14 protein-coding genes are annotated in these 20,284 nt (G+C 45.4%); 11 read left to right on the top strand and 3 right to left on the bottom strand.

The features are described from left to right. The first annotated feature begins 125 nt into the window (after positions 1-125). The 5 genes from AB4Z30_RS06055 to AB4Z30_RS06035 all read left to right on the top strand — a co-directional run bounded on the left by AB4Z30_RS06055 (position 126) and on the right by AB4Z30_RS06035 (position 6,229). A complete protein-coding gene (locus AB4Z30_RS06055) occupies positions 126-1,643 on the top strand; it encodes a methyl-accepting chemotaxis protein (RefSeq protein ID WP_441924329.1) in 1,518 nt (505 codons plus the stop codon). A gap of 392 nt (positions 1,644-2,035) precedes the next feature. Next, positions 2,036-3,496 (top strand): methyl-accepting chemotaxis protein, encoded by a 1,461-nt coding sequence (locus AB4Z30_RS06050; protein WP_441924327.1) that lies wholly within the window; start codon positions 2,036-2,038, stop codon positions 3,494-3,496. A 299-nt stretch (positions 3,497-3,795) separates the two neighbouring features. Beyond that, positions 3,796-4,494 (top strand): DUF4274 domain-containing protein, encoded by a 699-nt coding sequence (locus AB4Z30_RS06045; RefSeq protein ID WP_441924325.1) that lies wholly within the window; start codon positions 3,796-3,798, stop codon positions 4,492-4,494. Between the two features lie 9 nt (positions 4,495-4,503). Continuing rightward, positions 4,504-4,962, top strand: a complete 459-nt coding sequence (locus AB4Z30_RS06040; RefSeq protein ID WP_441924323.1) for a hypothetical protein — start codon at positions 4,504-4,506, stop codon at positions 4,960-4,962. A 40-nt stretch (positions 4,963-5,002) separates the two neighbouring features. Next, a complete protein-coding gene (locus AB4Z30_RS06035; protein ID WP_441924321.1) occupies positions 5,003-6,229 on the top strand; it encodes a GNAT family N-acetyltransferase in 1,227 nt (408 codons plus the stop codon). Positions 6,230-6,238: 9 nt separating this feature from the next. Here the strand turns inward: AB4Z30_RS06035 and AB4Z30_RS06030 are convergent, their stop codons facing one another. Beyond that, positions 6,239-6,613, bottom strand: coding sequence for a VOC family protein (locus tag AB4Z30_RS06030; protein ID WP_441924319.1), 375 nt, complete (start codon positions 6,611-6,613; stop codon positions 6,239-6,241). Positions 6,614-6,769: 156 nt separating this feature from the next. Between AB4Z30_RS06030 and AB4Z30_RS06025 the strand changes: the two genes are divergently transcribed. Then, positions 6,770-9,463, top strand: a complete 2,694-nt coding sequence (locus AB4Z30_RS06025; protein ID WP_441924317.1) for an endo-1,4-beta-xylanase — start codon at positions 6,770-6,772, stop codon at positions 9,461-9,463. Between the two features lie 143 nt (positions 9,464-9,606). Here the strand turns inward: AB4Z30_RS06025 and AB4Z30_RS06020 are convergent, their stop codons facing one another. After that, the gene (locus tag AB4Z30_RS06020) at positions 9,607-11,259 is read right to left on the bottom strand and encodes an alkaline phosphatase (RefSeq protein ID WP_441924315.1); all 1,653 of its coding nucleotides are present in this window, start codon (positions 11,257-11,259) and stop codon (positions 9,607-9,609) included. A 223-nt stretch (positions 11,260-11,482) separates the two neighbouring features. Here AB4Z30_RS06020 and AB4Z30_RS06015 point away from each other — a divergent pair, with 223 nt between their 5' ends. The 5 genes from AB4Z30_RS06015 to AB4Z30_RS05995 all read left to right on the top strand — a co-directional run bounded on the left by AB4Z30_RS06015 (position 11,483) and on the right by AB4Z30_RS05995 (position 19,363). Continuing rightward, positions 11,483-13,396, top strand: a complete 1,914-nt coding sequence (locus AB4Z30_RS06015; RefSeq protein WP_441924313.1) for an AraC family transcriptional regulator — start codon at positions 11,483-11,485, stop codon at positions 13,394-13,396. 602 nt (positions 13,397-13,998) lie between these two features. After that, positions 13,999-16,242, top strand: a complete 2,244-nt coding sequence (locus AB4Z30_RS06010) for a carboxylesterase/lipase family protein (RefSeq protein ID WP_441924311.1) — start codon at positions 13,999-14,001, stop codon at positions 16,240-16,242. Between the two features lie 211 nt (positions 16,243-16,453). Beyond that, positions 16,454-17,272 carry a MerR family transcriptional regulator gene (locus AB4Z30_RS06005; protein WP_441924309.1) on the top strand — a complete coding sequence of 273 codons (819 nt, stop codon included), beginning with the start codon at positions 16,454-16,456 and terminating at the stop codon, positions 17,270-17,272. Between the two features lie 242 nt (positions 17,273-17,514). Then, the gene (locus AB4Z30_RS06000) at positions 17,515-18,705 is read left to right on the top strand and encodes an MFS transporter (RefSeq protein ID WP_441924307.1); all 1,191 of its coding nucleotides are present in this window, start codon (positions 17,515-17,517) and stop codon (positions 18,703-18,705) included. A gap of 214 nt (positions 18,706-18,919) precedes the next feature. Continuing rightward, positions 18,920-19,363 carry an Hsp20/alpha crystallin family protein gene (locus AB4Z30_RS05995; protein WP_441924305.1) on the top strand — a complete coding sequence of 148 codons (444 nt, stop codon included), beginning with the start codon at positions 18,920-18,922 and terminating at the stop codon, positions 19,361-19,363. Between the two features lie 213 nt (positions 19,364-19,576). Here the strand turns inward: AB4Z30_RS05995 and AB4Z30_RS05990 are convergent, their stop codons facing one another. Beyond that, a complete protein-coding gene (locus tag AB4Z30_RS05990) occupies positions 19,577-20,134 on the bottom strand; it encodes a DUF1697 domain-containing protein (RefSeq protein WP_441924303.1) in 558 nt (185 codons plus the stop codon). Positions 20,135-20,284: the final 150 nt, after the last annotated feature.

The following is a 20,284-nucleotide window of genomic DNA, read 5'->3' as shown; positions in this document are numbered from 1 at the left end:
TATGCACTATATTATGGCAGGGTGATTTCTTTGCAACGGATCATGACCAGTCACTTCATCACACACTCATCACACACTCATTACAGCTTACATCTGGTTAAACCTACATCAAAGGCGGGGTATTTATGAATCGGTTGGACGAAATTATCTGGAAAAGAAATAAAATGATTACAATGATGTTGTGGATTGTCGTGACTTTCGGAATAGTTATCGCTTTTACAGATCCTAAATTATTTATTTCTAATGCTATAGTGGTTATGTATGGTATATGGCTTACTTATGCCAATGTCAAAAAGAAGTGTATTCACGTTATTCCATGGATTAATGTAACGCTCATTAGCGCTTGTGGCATTTTTGCCAGTTGGGGGACTGTGGATCCGTTCATGGCGATTGTTATAACGAGTCTATTATTGATTTATCCTGATAAGCGAGTATTCCTTACCGGTTTTTCGGTTTTACTTGCAAACAACATTTTACAGCTTTTAATCGTTCCGGTTTCTACCCAGGAGCAGTTTATAGAAAATATTACGAATGTGGTACTCTTTGCAGTAGCAGGTGTGATTTTAGTCCTTGTATCTACGTTGAATCAAAAGTTATTTCAAGAGAGTGAGCATAGATGGAACGAGGTAGAACATTCACGGAAGCGTGTAGAAGAAATGCTGGAACGAGTGAAAAAGTCCGTTGTTGGACTTTCCCACTATACCGAACAACTCAAACAAAAGGTGGATGCTACGGGGTCCATAACGAATGAAGTGACACTTGGTTTTGGAGAAGTTGCCAAAGGAGTTGAGTTCCAGGCAACAAGTATTGCCGAAATTTCAGAGTCTCTTGCTCTGTCTGACCGCCAAATTCAAGATGTAGCATCCTATTCCCAACAGATGAAAGAGCTATCTGTAGACATGGCTTCAAGCACCCAGTCGGGCAGTTCTCAGATGGATCAATTGAATATGCAGATGAGCGAATTGGATACCGCTATTCATACAACCGCCGATGATATGCAGAAGTTTAGTGAACAAAGTGAATCGATGACGTTGATGCTAAACAGCATCTCCGATATTGCCACACAAACCAATCTGCTGGCATTGAATGCAGCCATTGAAGCTGCTCGTGCAGGCGAGCATGGACGTGGATTTGCTGTAGTATCGGAAGAAGTCCGCAAACTTGCTGAAAGTTCTGGACAATCCGCCAATGAAATTACAACAATCCTCATGGGGCTGAGAATGCAGACCCAAGCATTAACCATGAGATTTGAAGGAATTCGCCAATCTCTACAGCGTGGAAGGAACAGTGTGCAGACAGCAGGGGAAGTGTTTCAGTCCATTCATCATAGCTCACAGGACGTCCTGACTCATGCAACCGATATGGAGACAAGCTCAACAACAATGAAGGCTTCCTCAACACGGGTAGTGAATGAGGTTTCGGAAATTTCCAGTGTAACACAGCAGTCCAGCGCAGCAACAGAGGAAATCCTAGCGAGCATGGAAGAACAGCGCAACCTGACACAGAATATGGTGGAAAGCTTTGGGGAATTGGAGATGCTAATCGTGGATTTGAGCTTATTGGTGTCCGATCATCAAGCAGCTAGTATGGGGACAGGTCAGGAAGCGAATGCGAAAAGGAAAGCAATTACGGCAGTAGCTTAAAGTTTTAGAACCCGAAGCCTTATAATGTGAATTACTCGCAGGGATTGAAGATGTGCGGGAAATTCAGAACAACTAAAAGTTTACTTAGGAGTCCGGCAGCGCGTAAATAAGACGTGTTGTCGGACTTTTTTACGTCTAAAGGACGCATAGAACTGCTTCATTAAGGTGCACATGTCGGGAAAATATATATTTTCTTAACATATATTAATTATAGACATAAATTGCCGATATACATAAAGTGGCGCTGACTGCACGTTTATGAAGTTAATATGTACTATGCTAAAGGCGCAGAGGTTACGGAACTACGTATAAGCAGGACTATGGACTGAGAGTAAACTTACAGTGGCCTACATGTGTTAATTTTTTTAACTTACATAAAGGACGGGGTAAGCATGAATCGTATCGATGAGATCACTTGGCAGAGAAACAAACTAGTAAGTTACATGATGTGGGCCATAACGGCCATCAGCGCGGGGATCACGATTATTGTTCCCGATCTATGGCTGTCCACGCTACTCTCCGTTGTAGTTACTTTAGCAGTTACCGTATGCAATTTTATGAAAAAAGGTATACATATCATTCCATGGTTTGTGACGGTAGCGGTGATCGCCAGTGGAATTTACGTAAGTCGTGACGCGATGAACGCCGTGCAAGGCATTCTTATTGTCTCACCGCTGCTGCTTTATCCGAATAGTAAGCACTATAACATTGCTTTTTCGGTGATGCTTGCTTTTTTCGCGGTCCAACTTGTTCTTGTATCATCGGCGAGTATAGAGTTGCTATTTGCTGACTTGATTAATTTCAGTATGTATATTGTAACCGGAATTATAATGATCACCGTGTCTAGGGTGAACAAACGATTGTTCATGGATAGTGAAGCACGGGGGGCGCAGGTGGAAGAGTCACGCACCCGTGTGGAGATCATGTTGGAGCGGGTAAAAGAAGCTGTTGTAGGGCTGTCCCGCTATACAGAGCATTTAAAACAAAAAGTGGATGAGACCGGTGCCATCACCAACGAAGTGACGGTCGGATTCAGCGAAGTTGCGAGAGGTGTCGAGTTTCAGGCGACCAGTATTGCTGAAATCTCCGAATCGTTATCTCAATCTGACCGTCATATTAAGGACGTAGCGTCCTATTCCCAACAGATGAAAGAGCTGTCCGCAAGTATGGCCTCAAGTACACAGACGGGTAGTACACAGATGGGTAACCTGAATGAGCAGATGCATGAATTGTACCAGACAATTAACACGACAGCTGATGATATGAAGAAGTTCAATGATCAGAGTGAATCGATGACGTTGATGCTTAATAGTATCTCGGATATCGCCACTCAAACCAATCTGCTTGCGCTGAATGCAGCCATTGAAGCAGCACGTGCAGGTGAGCATGGACGCGGATTTGCTGTCGTTTCGGAGGAAGTTCGCAAGCTGGCTGAAAGCTCAGGGCAATCGGCGAGTGAGATTACCTCGATCCTCACCAGTCTGAGAACACAGACGCAAGCATTGACAAGTCGCTTTGAAGGGGTTCGTCAGTTGCTGCAAGTTGGAGCAGAAAGTGTTCTGACAACGGAACGGGTATTCCAGTCCATTAATACCAATTCACAGAATGTATTGACTCAGGCCACAGAGATTGAAACAAGTTCAGCAACGATGAAGGAATCCTCGACTCGGGTGGTTAATGAGGTATCCGAAATTTCCAGTGTAACGCAACAATCCAGTGCTGCAACGGAAGAGATTTTGGCGAGTATGGAAGAGCAGCGCAATCTGACGCAAAATATGGTGGAAAGCTTTACCGAACTTGAGAAACTCATTGTTAATCTGAGTGGTCTTGTATCGGATCAGCATACTGCCTGAGCAGACTGAATCCTAGGTAGATGCTATTCCTATTACATTGATGGTTTAGACTGGGGCTACCTGCTTAGCTTTAAGTCATGATTTGCTCTTCCCAGGCGTGTATAACCTGTCAGATTGAGTTTATCCAAATAGGCCCGTCTGTGCATAATTATGCGCTGTACGGGCCTATTTGACGTTCATAGGTCCCTTGTAGCTCCACATTTTTTTAGATAGAGTAGAGGTATAGAAAATGCTGGTGAAACGCTTCTGGAGTTTAGGGGCCGTGGGCCGAATAGGAAAATAGTCAAGGAGAGATCATCTTGAATTGGAAAGATATTAGTAAAATCAAAGAAGTAGAGTACCTATGTGAGGTTATTGCTTCATCCTCATTGGATGTCAATGAACGGGATGACCGCGGACGAACACCGCTTATGATTTTTTTGACTAATCGTACCCCGCTTGAAGGGATTCGCTGTTTGCTCAAAGCCGGGCCGGATCTGGAAGCGGAAGATAAACTGGGAGATACTGCATTGAAAAAAGCGGTAAGGTTCAAGCAGCCCCAAGCGATCAGTCTATTACTTGAGCATGGTGCAAAACTGGATTCCCCGAAGGGTATCATGGCAACAGCCTGGAACCTGGCAAGAGAGCATAACCCGAACATTGCCGATATGTTGCTGGATACACCTGGAGCCATACGTTTAAAATTGACAGATAAAGAGCAGCAGATTGTTGATGATATTATTTACGAGGAGTCTTCCGGCGCAGCCTGTGAGAAAGTTCGGATGTTGGATTCAGAAGTGTTGGTACATGCAGTGGTGACTGGCTTTAATTGGGATGATAGTCCCGAACCGATGGTTGCAGCAGCTGAGCATCCGAAATGTGCCGAGATTACAAGGCTGGATATGATTGAATTGATGGAGGCCGAGTACTGGCTGGAGATGGATCTGGAAGAAGTGAACAGCAGAGTAGATGGGCCTAAATATCGACACCTCGCAGCATATTTGACTAGAAAGGACTGATTCGGAATAGTGCATGACTCCTTCCATGAGCAGAACAAAAAGCTAGAGCAGCTGCAACAGGAACTGAAGGCAAACAATATCGAGCATTTTTACATGATCGAGTCTGGACAAAAGCAGAGCCAGCAGTTGGTACTAGCAGGCAGTTTTGATTTTTCATATTATCACAATGTGGAGATTACCTTCAGTGAGGTAGAGTTCATTCTATGTCCCGGGACGATATTTAACGTGGAGTTGTTTCGGCTTGCCACTGAAGAAGAGATCGCTCAGTTAAATTCCATTATGTACGGATATGAAAGGAATAGCACCGTATTTTGTCTGGAAAATGAATTCGAACAACAGCGATTTTATATCGTTGCGAAGCAGATGACGTATCATTTCGGCATGGTATATTACTATGATCGACCGAATCTGCAACCGGGAGAGCGGATTGCCGAATTCGTCATCAAATCGGAGAATGTTCGTGAGTAATGCTACTATGATATGATGCACACCATGGAGGAATCAAAGGTTGAAGAAAAATGCTGGCGAATACGGCTTGGTTAGCAATGGGGATCAGATGAAAGAGGAAGGTGTCATGGACAACGGAGGACGTGTTCAGTTATACGATCGACATTCAATTCATAGCATGGATTGGCCTGATACCGAGGATGCAAAATACGCACAGGCATATTTAGAGCCGATGATCATGCAGGGAACAACAGAATACATGACTAACGTAAATACCACGTTGCTCCTTGCCCGCATGGACGACCTTGTGCTGCCGGTTACCGTGAATGAAGAGGAATATGATAATGCTTATGTCTGTTCCCCGTATACTCACTATGTGCGATATGCCAAGCAGGAACTGACCATGTTACAGAAGCCAATGCTGGAAAAAGGACTCTCCATGCTGCTCAGTTTTATAGGCTGGGGCATGAAAAAATCCCGGATCAATAAGGTTGTTCACGTGAACAACTGGCTTTTATCGACCAACCTGTACCCTGCCATGACTGGCGAGCAAGCAATACATATCCTGAAAGCGGTGAGGGAGCGCTATCCGCAGCATACGGTGATCTTTCGTTCTCTGAGCTCCGCACTGCACTCGAATCTTATAACAGGGCTTCAGGAATCGGGATGCCGCTGTATACCGAGCAGGCAGATTTATCTGTATCAGGCACATAATCCTAATTTCGGCAATGCCAAGTCGCGCTGGTTGCTTAAACGGGATCAGGCATTGCTGAACAAACATGGCTATGAATTGGTTTCTGGTGCAGATATTGCGGAATCAGATATCCCGCGAATTGTGGAACTGTACCGGATGTTATATCTGGAAAAGTACTCCTATGACAATCCGCAATTCAGCGAGCGTTTTATTGCTACAGCCAGAGCGAACGGAACATTAAGTCTACACGGCTTGCGTAAGGAAGGGCGCTTGGATGCAGTGATGGGTTATTTTTGCCGCAACGGGGTGATGACCACGCCACTGTTCGGCTATGATACCAACATTCCCCAATCTGTCGGTTTGTACCGCATGTTATCCGCTTGTCTCATTGGACAAGCCCAAAACAACAGAGCGTTACTACATGAGAGTGCTGGTGCGGCCCAGTTTAAACGGAATCGTGGTGCGGAAGCAGATTTCGAATACTCTGCAGTGTATGATCGCCATCTGCCGCTGTACAGACAGTGGTGCTGGGCATTGCTGGATCGCTTGTTAAACAGTTTAGGTGTGCCGCTAATGCGCCGCATGAAGCTATAAAATAAACTTCTATTCCAGATGCTCAGCTAGCTGCACCTCGAACCCATCCGGATCTGCAATGTACATAAAACGCAGACGTGGGTTCGGCTGCACAGGTTCGCGTAGGATGGGAATGTTCATCTTTTCCAGACGCTCCATAGCTGCTTCAAGTGACGTTACTTCGTAACCAATGGAGATACCAGCCTCAGGCTGTAGTACCTGCTTGCTACCTTCGATTAGTTCTAGTGAGGTCTCGCTCTTCTCATCCAGACCGAGCATAGCAATCTGCCGTCCACGGCTTTCGAATCTGCGCTGCACGGTAAGCCCGAGCACATGGTGGTAGAAATGAATCGAGGCTTCCAGATTACGCACGCGCAATGTAATCCAGTTCAGTTTGGTTAACATACTTGTTCTCTCCTTTGTTTTGCTCTGTGTCGGTTCATGTTTATTATACAAGAAGAAAGCAGATTTATCTGAATTTATTGAAAAAATTTACAAAAATATATATGTAAGCGTTATTTTGAAGTGTATAATACAAGTTAAATTGAGAGGAGGAATGAAATGAAGACCAAGGCGTTTAAAAAAGTGAGTTCAACCCTGCTGGCAACGATGCTGGTGATGACGATGGTTCCTTTTCAGCAGGCTGCTTTTGCACAAGAACAGCAGATTGAACAGGGAGTAAGCCCTGGGGTTACGGCAGTTGCTGAGCAGAACCTCGAAGTGCTTCATACCGATTTTGAGGATGGGACACTTCAAGGCTGGCTTCCGCGTGTTGGTAGCGAAAGTTTGACGGTTTCAGAGCAGGCAGCGCATCAAGGTACTCGGAGTATGCTTGTCTCGAACCGTCAGCGCTCCTTTCACGGGCCAATGCTGAAAATGAAAAGTCTGTTGAAGCCTAATTCTACGTATAACATTTCATTCTATGTCAGGCTTACGGAGAAACCTGCTTCAGATCAGACGATTCAGCTAACGGCCTACAAGAAGAATGGGGCAGAGAGCTGGAACATGCTGGACAAGGTCACGATTCCCAAAGACGACTGGCAACAATGGCATAAGGTTACGGCCACGTACCAATACAGCGATAACCCTGAGGAGCTGAATTTCTTTATTGAAACACCTTATATCTCCGATGAGACGGTAGATACCTTATCATTTTATGTGGATGATATAACGATTGAGGAAGCCGCACCACTGGCTATTGAGACCGATATTCCTTCCTTACAAGATCTGTACCAGACTGAATTTCCGATTGGGGCCGCGGTGTATCGCTGGCAGCTTGAAGGTGCTTACGGTCAATTGTTAACCAAACACTTTAACAGTTTGACTGCAACATATGAGATGAAACCGAAGTTTGTGTCCCCTTCCAAAGGTGTGTATGACTTCCAAGCCTCGGATGAATATGTGGACTTTGCACAGAAAAATCAAATGGGTTTACGTGGACATGCCTTGCTCTGGCATATTGATGCAGCAGAGTGGATGTTCAAGGATGATCAGGGCAATCCTGCGAGCAGGGATCTGCTACTCAGTCGGGTCCAGAACTATGTAGATACGGTCATGAAACGTTACAAAGGTAAAATCTACGCTTGGGACGTTGTGAATGAAGCGATTGCGGACAGCAACGGGGATGCAAACGGATTGCGCAAAAGCCCGTTCTACGAGCTGATTGGTCCGGATTATGTTGAGAAAACGTTTGAGTTTGCACGCGCCGCCGACCCGGATGCAAAATTATACTATAACGAGTATTACACCGAAATTCCTGAAAAAAGAGAGCATATGTATCAACTGGTTAAACGGTTGAAAGAGAGAGGGCTGATTGACGGTGTGGGCCTGCAATCCCACTATAACCTCGAATCCCCGCCGATTGATGAGATTGAGAAAACAATCAATCTGTTTGCAGGACTGGGACTGGATATCCAGATCACTGAATTGGATGTAGACAGTGGTATTCCTTATGGCGAGAAGCTGCCACAGGACGTTGCTGTGAAGCAGGCCTATCGTTATAAAGAGCTATTTGACCTGTATCAAAAACATAGCGATGTCATCTCATCGGTGACTTTATGGGGTCTGCAAGACGAGAAATCGTATAACAACCAAGCGTTTTTGTTTGACTCAGCATTGCAATCCAAACCGGCCTATTGGGGGTTAGCTGACGAATCCAGTCTACCTGTTTTGACGCAACGTGCGGTTACCTTGTCCGGCACACCGAATACGAAGGCAGCCAAACAAGATCCAATCTGGAACAAGGCTGTTTCGACAGCATTGAAAGGTAATACAGGTTCAGCTTCTTTCCGTACACTATGGGACAAGAATAACCTTTATGTTTTGGTTGATGTGAAGGATACAACGAAACATTCGAAGGACAAGGTGGAGCTGTTTGTGGATTTAAATAACGGCAAAACCCCTGTTTACGAGGCAGATGATCGACATATCACGATAAGCCGCGAAGGCAAAGTGACAGGAGCTAAGCCACATACGTATCGCGTTCGTGAAGCGGCGGACGGCTATCAGGTTGAAGTATCCATACCATTAACTCATGCAACAGGTTCACTTGCACGTGAAATCGGACTGGACGTTCGGGTGACGGATGGCGGAACGAGTGGAGCAGAAGGACAGCATGTCTTGTACTGGAATGACCGTACATTATCGCAAGAGCAGAATACGAGCAAATTCGGCGTCATCCAACTGGCGAGTATGCCTAAATCCTCGAAAGCTTTGCAAGGAACCGTAACGATTGACGGAGAAAAGGATGCGAAATGGAATAAGGTTACTCCATTCCATATTACACCACTGAATCAGAGCGGGGGAGCATCAGCTGAGGCTCGTGCGATTTGGTCTGGTCAGGATCTATATCTGTTCATTGATGTCTCAGATCCGCAAATTATAACCAATGCCACCGATCCTTGGGATCAGGACTCGGTTGAGATTTTCCTGGATGAAAATCATCAGCGCACGCCTTTCTTTCAGTATGATGATGCCCAGTTCCGAATCAGTGCAGATAACGTGGCTACGTTTGCAGGCAGTGCCTCACCCGCGCGTCTCGAAAGTGCCGTGAAGAAAACGGCCAAGGGGTATCAGGTGGAGGCCAAGATCAGATTCCAATCCCTCGTGCCGAAGGCAGGTCAAGTGATGGGATTTGAACTTCAAATTAACGATAATCAAGGGAATAACAACAAGAGCACGGCGAAATGGAATGATCTCACCAATGATAGCTGGAAGAACACTTCCCAATATGGCATTCTGATGTTTTCAAAATAAACCTGTGAATGACCAAGGTCTATAGGGAAAAATTATAGGCATGGTTGAGTTGTCTTTCATTGAATTATCCGCAAAACCCCCGAACACTGCGAGATATTCTCGCCAGTGCTTGGGGGTTTCTGCTTACAGAGGATAAGCTACTTTTATTGGATCAGATCCACGGCACCTTGGGGTACAAAAGCCTCAATGCCGTTATACACAATTACGCCTTCAAGTTCTGTCTTTTTACCGTTTACAAGCGCAACATTTTTGTAGATTTGCAATTCAAGCGTGGTGTTGCCTTTTGTTACGATAATCTTCGGATTTTTAACATCGGTTAGATCCAGTTTGTATGTGGCACCTTTCGCTGTAAACGCCTGTTTGGCAGGTACGAACAGTTGCTTGCTTACATTGTCCAGATCCAGATTAAGGACACGAGCCATGTATTTGGCTACATCTGTATTATCAATGACACCAAATGGACGATCATTGTTAGGAGCATACGTGTAAAGTACTACGTCTCCACCGGTGTGTCCGCCTGTTGTCCAGCCGATACCCGCACGTTTGCTGATCATAGGGCCTACCACATAGTTCAGGCTACCTGGCTCGGCGGCTTTAATGGCAGCAACCTCTTCGGAAGTCAGATCGGCAATGCCGTAGTATTGTTTCATGACTGCTTTGATGTTGGTGCGCTTCGCATTCAGCCTCGCTTCTAAACCTTCACCTGTCAATTTAGCCTTTTTCAAAGGTCCGATAAAAGTGGACAACGGCTCTTTGTCATACGTACCTGTTGTAGCTGCATTACCAATCGTAAGTCCACCGTTCTGATGGTCAGATACGGCAACAACCGCGGTTTGTCCATCGGCTTTGGCGAAGTCCATCGCTACTTTTACAGCATCATCAAAAGCAAGTACGTCACTGATAATCCCAATCGGATCATTGGCATGAGCAGCCCAGTCTACCTTGCTGCCTTCGACCATCAGGAAGAAGCCATTCTCGTCTTTGGATAGAACTTCAATCGCTTTGGATGTCATCTGAGCCAGACTTGGCTGCTTGGCAGGATCACGATCCATGTTGTATGACATACCTGCCGGGGAGAACATGCCCCACAGTTTGTTGGAAGTAGATGCTTTCATCGCCGCAGGCGTAGTTACATAATCGTATCCAAGTGCTTTAATTGAAGCAACCAGATTGTTACCGTCTTTGCGTCCTGCTGGTTCCAAATACTTACTACCACCGCCCAGTACAACATCGATGCCATTGAAGACTTGTTGTTTACTGAGTGCGTCGTAGTTTTTACGATCAGGGTAATGTGCCGAGAAGTCTGCTGGTGTTGCATGCATAATTTCGGATGTGGCTACAATACCCGTGGCTTTACCCGCAAGCTTGGAAGCTTCCAATACGGAAGCAACAGGTTTTCTTTCGTCGCCTTTTGCAATCGGTTTTTGTCCAGGCATGGTGGCTTTGTCCGGCAATACACCGACAAAGCCGGTATGAGATTTATGTCCTGTGGCAAAGGCTGTTCCAGCAGGAGCCGAATCCGCAATCGGCGCATCCGCAGAGTGTGTACGAACCATACCGCTTGCCATGGAATCAATGGTCAGGGATGAACCTTTATACCAACGAGACAATGCAGTAGCATCATTAGCCATACCGTCAGGAATAAGAATGATTACATTTTTGATAGGTGAAGCAGAAGTTGTCGAAGTGCCGTCTTCCACAGCCCCAGCCGCACTACTGCCTCCCAGCGTAGCTGTAACAATGGTGGTCACCGCGAGCATCATTTTGGCTGCACGGGTACTAAAGCGATTTAACATGAAAATCCTCCTAATAAATATGTATAGTTTATCCAGAACCAAGTGTATACAACAATTGCTAAATGAGCGTTAGCTTTAGGTTAATTAATTGTAAAAATTACGATTATAGGTCAAAGCTTACATAGTGGGCGAACTGGACAAAACATGAAGCACTCTTGTATGGTAAGGATGAAATCGGACATGTAGGAACCAAAGTCCAATGATCGTTTTGAGGTGGTTCATAATGAAAGAATGGTCAGAAGCCATTCGGTGGTGGAATAACAATCAAGTGAAACTGATCGATATCCGCCATAACGTATTGCATGCAGAACAAGAGTTATCGACAACCATTTTACCTGCTCCGGCTTTTTTGATCCTAAGTAAAGGCGAGGCAGACATCCAGTTCGGGACGGACAGGTTTACTTCGGATCAGACACTCATTCTGCATGGTGAGAAAGGTATGTCATTGGGGATTCGTTGTACGAAGCAACCGTTAGATTATTATTTACTACTATATAAACCGCAATCTGCCCCGTTACCTCTTGATTCCTCGGAAGATGGAAGTATACGAAGGGTGAATGCGTTTCAGAGAGAAGAACCATATTATTTTGCAGCATCATACCCATTAACGCTTCTTACGATTGTCGAAAAAATGGCGGAGTCCTGGAACTCTAGTGATGAACTTGATCGGTTGCAGGTGACAGGATTGTTCTATCAATTTGTGTATGAGCAATTTCGCCAGTGGAAGATGGCGCGTCAGCGGCAGGTCGAATCTTTGGAGCTGGCGGAGCAGATTGAAGCCTACATTCAGGAGCACTATGCTCATTCCATCTCGATGGAGAATATGGCTATACATTTTCATTACAGCACGCATTATCTGGCTAGAGTATTCAAACGCAAGTACGGATGCAGTCCCATGGATTATGTCATTCAGACCCGAATCAAGCGAGCGAAAACGTTGCTCACTGAGACGGAAGCACAGATTCGCGAGGTTGCTGAAAGGGTTGGATATAAGGATCTGTACTATTTTAGCCGCATTTTCAAAAGAACGACTGGAGAGACCCCGGCTCAATATAAGTTGCATAGTCATCGAATCAAAGGTTCAAATCGTACGAACAAGAGGTCGGAATCGTTCATTGCTGACAGGGACAAGCGTGGTTATATTGGTAATAACGATAATCATTATCAATACAACACATGGAGCGTGGACGATTTGAACCTTCGTTTTAAGCCAACATTGGCGGTTAGTTTATTATTTAGTTTATCACTGTTGCTCGCAGCATGCGGAGCAGCAACAGAGCAGCAACCTGCAACGAGTGCAGATGCAGTACAGCCATCCACTCGAATGTATACAGATGCAACAGGAAGAAAGGTTGAAATTCCAGCGCAGCCTTCCAAACCTGTCATCATAACCTATGGCGGTTATCTGCTGCCACTGGGGATGAAACCAGCCGGAGCAAACACCGAAACGCTGGAACAATATCCAGAAGAACTGGCAGGTGTACCGGACATTGGCTCAGGCAATGGCAACGTTGAAATGATCTCAGGTCTGGAACCGGACGTAATCGTTGTACCAGACTACACAAGTAAGGAAATTGTAGACACATATGCTAAAATTGCACCAACCATTACGGTGGCTTGGGGAGGTGATCCGGATGTCATTAATACCCTGAGAACGATGGGTGACATTATGGATCGTAAGGATGAAGCGGAGCAATGGATTACGAAGTTTGAAGAGAAACTGAAGAGCATTCGCAGTGAACTAAACATTAATATCAAACCGGGCACAACAGCAATGTCGTTTGTGGTCTACAATAAAGAGGTATTGCTCGGGGGCGAAGGCGGTACTTTGGGCAAGTTGATCTATGAGGATTTTGGATTCTCCATGCCTGAGCAGTATAAAATCTATTCGGATGGCGGCACCGTGTTGTCCTTGGAAAAACTGGCGGACAAGCCTGCCGACTATTTCTTCACTCAAATGGAAGATGAAGAGATGGATCAGATGATGGAACTGTTTGAGGAACCGGTATATCAGAGCATTCCCGCAATCAAACATAATCGAATTATCAACGTGTCCAGGAACTACTGGAACTATGGGCCGTATCTGGCGGATAAAGGCTTGGACAGTTTGATTGAGCAAGTGAAAAAGCTGCAATAGCTGTAAAAACAATAACTGAGCGGTCAGCTATAACAGCCTAATCTTAACGCAATACCATGAACGTAAAACCATAAATGCATCCTTGCTGATGCATTTATGGTTTTTTTATAGTGTAAGATGCGTACCGTAAGCCGTAATGAGGTGTTTCTAAAAAGATATTGCTAGCGCTTTCATTCTGTGCTAATATCACGGTAATAACAGGATTGTAACCGATCTCAGGGCAAGACCTGTTCCAGTTCATTCGCTTCGTTCGGAAAGATCAGGCGATTGATTGCGTTTTGACTAAAGTGAGCTAATCAATAATACACCTCATTATTATCAGGGTTGTTACGTATTGCAGGCAAAACCTGAATTGAGGGCAACAGACGATGTGATTGAACGTCTGCGTGCCTTTGATTCAGGTTTTTTTTATATAAAGATCCGCCTGAATATCATAACCGAAGGGTCGAAGCAGTTCATGTCAGTAGAAAGGAGGGCCGCTCTTCCGTTCATCCACGATCAAGAAATAGAATGATCCAAACCTTGGAATACTGTACCGAGCGGTGCAATATTTCGAAACTATTTTGCCATCATACACGACTAGACAGCGAGGAGAATGACCAATGAAAAAAATGAAACGTTCTATTGCAGTAGCAGCGATTCTAAGCATGTGTGTATCGGGTCTACCCGCATATGCAGCAGGAAATACAGCTCCATCCTTGTCCCCGGCTATGGACAAACTCGTAAAAGCAGAGCTTATTCGGGGGAATGGGCAGGGCGTAAATACGGCTTACCTAAGTAAACATACTACACGTATTCAAGCCGCAGTGCTTTACTTGCGTTTATCCGGTCTGGAAAAAGAAGCACTGGCCTATCAAGGAACCGAAACGTATGCGGATGCCGCTCAGGCAGGCAAGGTGCTGCAACCAGTCGTTGGATACTTGAAGCAGCATCCTTATTTGGCGGGCGTGGATACAGAAACGGAACATTTTGCGCCTAACGCTCCATTGACGGCAGAGGAATATGCAGCCATGCTACTCAAAGTTCTTGGTTATGAAGCAGGCACGGATTACACATCAGGAGAAGCTTCCGTATTTGCGGCAAGTCAAGGCATCAAAGCCCTTCAAGGAAAAGGAACGGCACAGCTGACCAACCGTCTGATGGCTGAAGCTACGGCACAGGCTTTGCAGGCTCAGCTCAAAAATGGTACAGGTACGTTGGAACAACTCTGGTCCAAATATAAACAGGCGGGAGCGTTTAAACCTCAAACGTTACAACAAACAAAATACGGTGCCATCGATGGTAAAGTTTATGACCAGTATGGCACCCTTGGCTGGCTTGGTGTTCCATACGCAGCACCTCCGGTAGGCGAACTGCGATGGAAAGCACCACAAGAGCCGAAGGCTTGGACAGGCATAAGAGAAGCCAAAGAGTTCGCGGCAAACAGCTTGCAAATTTCCGGTAAAACTACAGTGGGTAGTGAGGATTCCTTATATTTGAACATCTGGCGTCCGAATACAACAAGCACAAAACTGCCGGTCATGGTATTTCTACACGGTGGCGGTAATATGACCGGATCAGGCAAGGACTTTCAGGGGGAACAGCTTGCACGAAATACAAACAGTATCATTATTTCGGTGAACTATCGTTTAGGGGCGCTTGGTTTCTTCCAGAATACTGCACTGAAAACAGGCAATGCTCTGGATGATTCCGGCAACTACGGCTTGCTTGATGCGTTCCGTGCACTAGAGTGGGTGCAGGATAACATTGCAGGTTTTGGCGGCGATACAGGAAACGTCACACTTGCAGGTCAATCTGCCGGGGCGCGTGATGTTCTCGCAACGCTCATCTCCCCGCTTAGCAAAGGATTGTATCAAAAAGCGATTGCGTTCAGCGGTGGTCTGACGACGGCTTCACCTGAAGAAGGACAGCAGAAATCCGAGGATGCGATCGTGAAGCTGCTTGTGCAAGAGGGTAAAGCTGCAAATGCCGAAGAAGCCAAAGCTTGGATCAGCAAGCAAACACCTGCACAGCTGGAAACCTATCTGCGTGCATTGCCTGCGGATAAACTGGTGACGGTATTTGGCGCAACGGCCATCCGTATGCAGCCATTCCCGCATTTGTTCCGTGATGGCACGGTCATTCCAAAAGAAGGGTTTGATGCGATCAACAGTGGCAAATATACGAAAGTACCTGTGTTGCTCGGTAGCTTGGAAACGGAATTCGCCGCTTTTGCCTTCGGTGATCCAAATTTTGCTCCATCCATCAATGATGGTACATTGTTTACTGATCAGACGAAAGCAGCTCAATATGCGGCTGCCATCAAATATGGTAGCGAGGCGTACGCAGGCTTTAATGCGGAGCGAGTTGCTGAAAAGTTAACCAGTGCGGCCGGTCAGCCGCCAGTATATGCGTATCGTTTTGCATGGGGAACCCAGCCTGGCGTCATCTCTGATCGTTTGCGCACCTTGTTAGGGGCTCCGCATGGTGCCGATATGGACTTCTATACAGGAAAAGCAGCAGGTATCGCGGCTTACTTCCCTGAAGGTTATTTCAGCGATGCCAACAAGCCGGGACGTGAGCAACTGTCTGCTGCGATGGCAGCTTACCTGAAGCAGTTCCTGTATACGGGCAAGCCAGGTACGGGCGGAACGTCTGCACTTGCGGCATGGACGCCATGGACGAAAAATGCCAAAGCACCGATCATGCGACTGGATGCAAACAACACAACTGCGGAGATCGGCATGTCCTCCCAGTATAATCAGGGCAAAGAAGCTGTGAACGAGAAGATGAAGAAAGAGTTGCCTGAAGAGACATACAAACTGTTGAACGAAAAAGTGCTTGCAGGCCGCTTCTTCTGGGAGTAAATGAAAAACCACAAAAATTAAGTTGAGAAAAATGACAGCAATTAACTTAAAATGAGAAGGAAGGACAGGGGATCCATGCTCCTGTTCTTTTTCTGTTGCCTTTAGAATCGATTACATAACTCTGACACTATGTTCTACCATACTACCCTTGACTTTCCCCTGCACGGGAGACTGTATACTCACGTTAAGCTAATGGATTGGAGATGATATATTGTTCAAAATCAGTACGTTTGCCAAACTCAGCAAGCTTTCTTTAAAAACGCTGCGCTATTATGACCAGATCGGTATCCTCAAGCCGCGTAAAGTAGATGAGGACACAGGCTACCGATATTATTCCGCAGATCAGTTACTCGAACTTAACCGGATTCTGATCTACAAGGAATTGGGCTTTACACTGCCGCAGATCACGCAGCTACTAAAGGAAGACATTTCGCATGAGCAGATTCAGGGTATGTTGAGACTGAAGCGAAGTGAGATTCAACAAATGATTGATATGGAACAAGCCAGGCTTGTCCGCATTGAGGAACGTATCCAGCTTATGGAAAGTGAAGGACAATGGGAGACAGGCCAGGAGATCCGAATTAAAGCCGAGGTTGCTCAGACCTTTATGTTCTTTAATGCAAATGGTGGAGAAGAGCGTATTCCAGAGCTACTTCTTCATCTGGATTCACTGCTAACCAAAGACCTGCGCCAATGGATTCAGGGCCCACAGGTTGTGTTGTGGCGAGAGGTGGACGGAAAAGAGGATGAATTCGAATACGAAGTCGGTTACTTCTTAACGGGTGAGCCTCCTGCAGTTGCTGAGCCATTTCAGCTCAGGAATCTGCCGCCGGAACCGATGGTTGCCTCTATGGCGTTTCATTCGCATTCTACATTTGATGGGGCAGCTTGTGTGCATTTAGCACGGTGGATCGAGAAAAACAACTACCAGATCAAAGAGAACGAGCCGGGCAGAGAATACTATTTGCCATTATCCCCTGAACAGGATGCTCAGTACATTGAGATTCAGATTCCTATCACATGCAGGTAACGATATAAGTTGAACTACCGGTGGTTTACACGGACACTACGATTACAGAATAACCTGGAGAGTAGCGGTTATCCCCAGATTTTTTTGAATCCCTTTCCTAAAAGGGAAAACCCGGTGATAAAGGCGAGCGCTTCGCTTTTTCAGGTTTTTTCTGTCCTCTCCGTTATTGTGTAAATCAACAGTTCAATTATATAGAACGCTTAAATGCAAAACGAACATAATACAAGATGGAGTGAGAAGAATTGAAAAATAAAGGCACGATTTACATTCTGGCACTGGCTGTGTTTCTAATCGGCACCATTGAATACATTATCACCGGAATTATTGAGATGATGGCCGCGGATCTTGGCGTATCTACGGCGGAAGCGGGCATGCTTGTCACAGTATTTGCCCTTGCAGCAGCTATCGTTGCACCTATTCTGATCGTTGCAACAATCAATGTCGATCGCAGGAAACTTTTGCTCCTAACTTTTGGGGTATTTATTGCCAGCAATGGCATCATGATGTTGGATCTCTCGTATGAGGCGATGATCTGGATACGCATCATTCAGGGAGCAAGCGGTGGCATGACAACGGTCGTTGCGATGGCGGCAGCGACTAGGCTTGTGGAGAATGAAAAACGTGGTAATGCGATTGGAATTATTCTGATGGGGCTAAGCAGCTCGCTTGTGCTTGGTGTGCCGATTGGTACGCTTTTGAGTGAAATGTTTGGCTGGAGAATGTTATTTATTATCATTGGTCTGCTCAGTATTGTTCCGTTTCTGATTATCTATCGAAAGGTTCCTTCCATCCGAGAGCAAGAGAAGGTAACCGTGAGCATGCAGCTCTCGTTGCTGAAAAATAAATCGATTATAACCGCATTGATGATGTCACTGTTATATGTGGGCGGCTACGCAACCTTGTTCACGTATATTACGCCGTTTTTGCAAACAACTTCGTCCCTTTCCATGACCGAAATTAGCCTGATCTTGTTTTTGGCAGGAATCTGTAGTTTTATAGGTTCCAAATTGGGTGGACAAATGGCGGATGCCAGAGGATCGAAGTTCACTATTTTTCTTGGATTAGTGTTGCAAGGTCTGATGCTTCTGTTATTTGCTGTAACGGGTGCACATCTGATCTTGCTGATCCTGGTTCTGATGATGTTTATGTTGGCTACATGGAGTATCTCTCCTGCCCAACAATTATACCTGGTGACGCTCGCGCCTCGTAGTCCGGACATTGCGTTAAGTTTGAATACATCATTTATTCAATTTGGCTTTGCATTGGGTTCCGGGTTGGGAGGGTTTGTGATTAGCCGTTCATCGGTTCTGGCATTGAATTGGGCGGGTTTTGTCGCAGTAGGTATAGCTTTCTGTTTAGCCATATTACAGTTTAAAGGAGCAAGTACAAGACAAGGAGTAGCGGCTTCTGCACAGGAAATCAATACGCAGTGAGATGCAGTGAAGCATCGGGAATTGGTCAGATAAAGTCAGAAGGTCGAATTTAGTCAAAATAAATGGTAAAACGATCTATGTTTATTTATTTAGCCAAAATCGCCGATCATTGCCTTATATCGCTTTATATCGGCTTTGAACCTTTGTAGCAACATGAATAAAATAATAGATGTAAGGAACAACAAACCCAACCACATTTAAGGAGATGATGTTCATGTTTGATCTGATTCCATTTCGCAGAAGAAATGATGACCCGTTCGGACAGATGCTGAAATCCTTCCATGACATGGTTGACACTTCATTCCTCTCTTCGTTTGGAAGCAGTATGCAACCATTCCGTACCGACATTCGCGAGGAAGATGGCAAATATCTGGTCGAAGCCGAATTGCCTGGCTTTGCCAAAGAAGACATCGATATTCAGGTGCAAGGCAATGAACTCGTCATTCGCGCCAAACGTAACGAACTGGTCGAGCAAAAGGATGACGATAATCGAATGATTCGTCAAGAACGTCGTGCCGGGGAATTTGTCCGCCGTTTCTACGTGGATCATATTGACGAGGAACATATCAAGGCAAGGCTGGAAAATGGTGTGCTGAAGCTGGACATTCCGAAACGTCCAGGCGATGAACAGACACGCAGACGTATTCAGATTGACTGATAGAGGAATATTATAGTCATAGGATTGCAAGATAGAAATCAAGACGTAAAATGAAATGTAAAAGGTGCAAAAGGACTTCACATCAGTGAACTGATGTGAAGTCCTTATTTTATATAATTCATGTTTTATGTTCCACAAGCAGGAACGAATTCCCTGTGAGGAGAGGGAAGCCAGTACATGAAAGGAGTCCGTTCCTGAACAGGAGTACTGGTTTTACTTTTCAGCAGCGGCTTGCATAAGTGCATAAATTTTACGCGTCGTATTGACGTTTCTGACCGTCATGTACGAATAGATTTTCGAGCCTGCAAGTTTATTCATACCGCTTTTCGTTGCTTCCTCTCGACTAACCGAATACAGGAGCGCACCAGGAATATAAATAAGCTCGCCTACACCCGGTTTCAGGGGCAGCTTCTCCAGAATATCGACATCGTTAATTTCCTCCCACAAAAAGAGAACATCACTTTTGGTCTGATCATCATTGGTCCAATCGGAAGGCAATGCCTGTATGACCGATGTGATCTCATCCATATCCCGTATCAGCACTTTAATCTGTAAGTCAAAATCCGTAGCAATGGCATGTTCCAGAATTGCGGATATTTCGGCATGGGCATCGCTTCGTGCGTGATCGTCGGCAAAGATGATATTGCCAGAATTGATGTACGTTACCACCTTGTGCATCCCTGCTTGCTCAAAGGTTTCCTTAAGCTGTTTCATGCCGATTTTGTTATTTCCACCCACATTAATGCCACGTAGCAAAGCAACGTAGATCATATATACATCCTCCTTACCGCTTGAAAAATTTTAAAAAATGAAAAACGCTACTGACATACTGTTGGCAAGAGAGGGTCCTTATAATCAAGATACACATCAAGAAAGAGAGGTTATGTATAAGATTTTAGTCATCTTTGATTAACCCAATAT

The organism is Paenibacillus sp. 2TAF8, from assembly GCF_052114825.1.
In the GTDB taxonomy this organism is placed as follows: Bacteria; Bacillota; Bacilli; order Paenibacillales; family Paenibacillaceae; genus Paenibacillus.
Note: the sequence above shows the minus strand (reverse complement) of the source record. Positions and strands in the feature narration are given on the sequence as shown.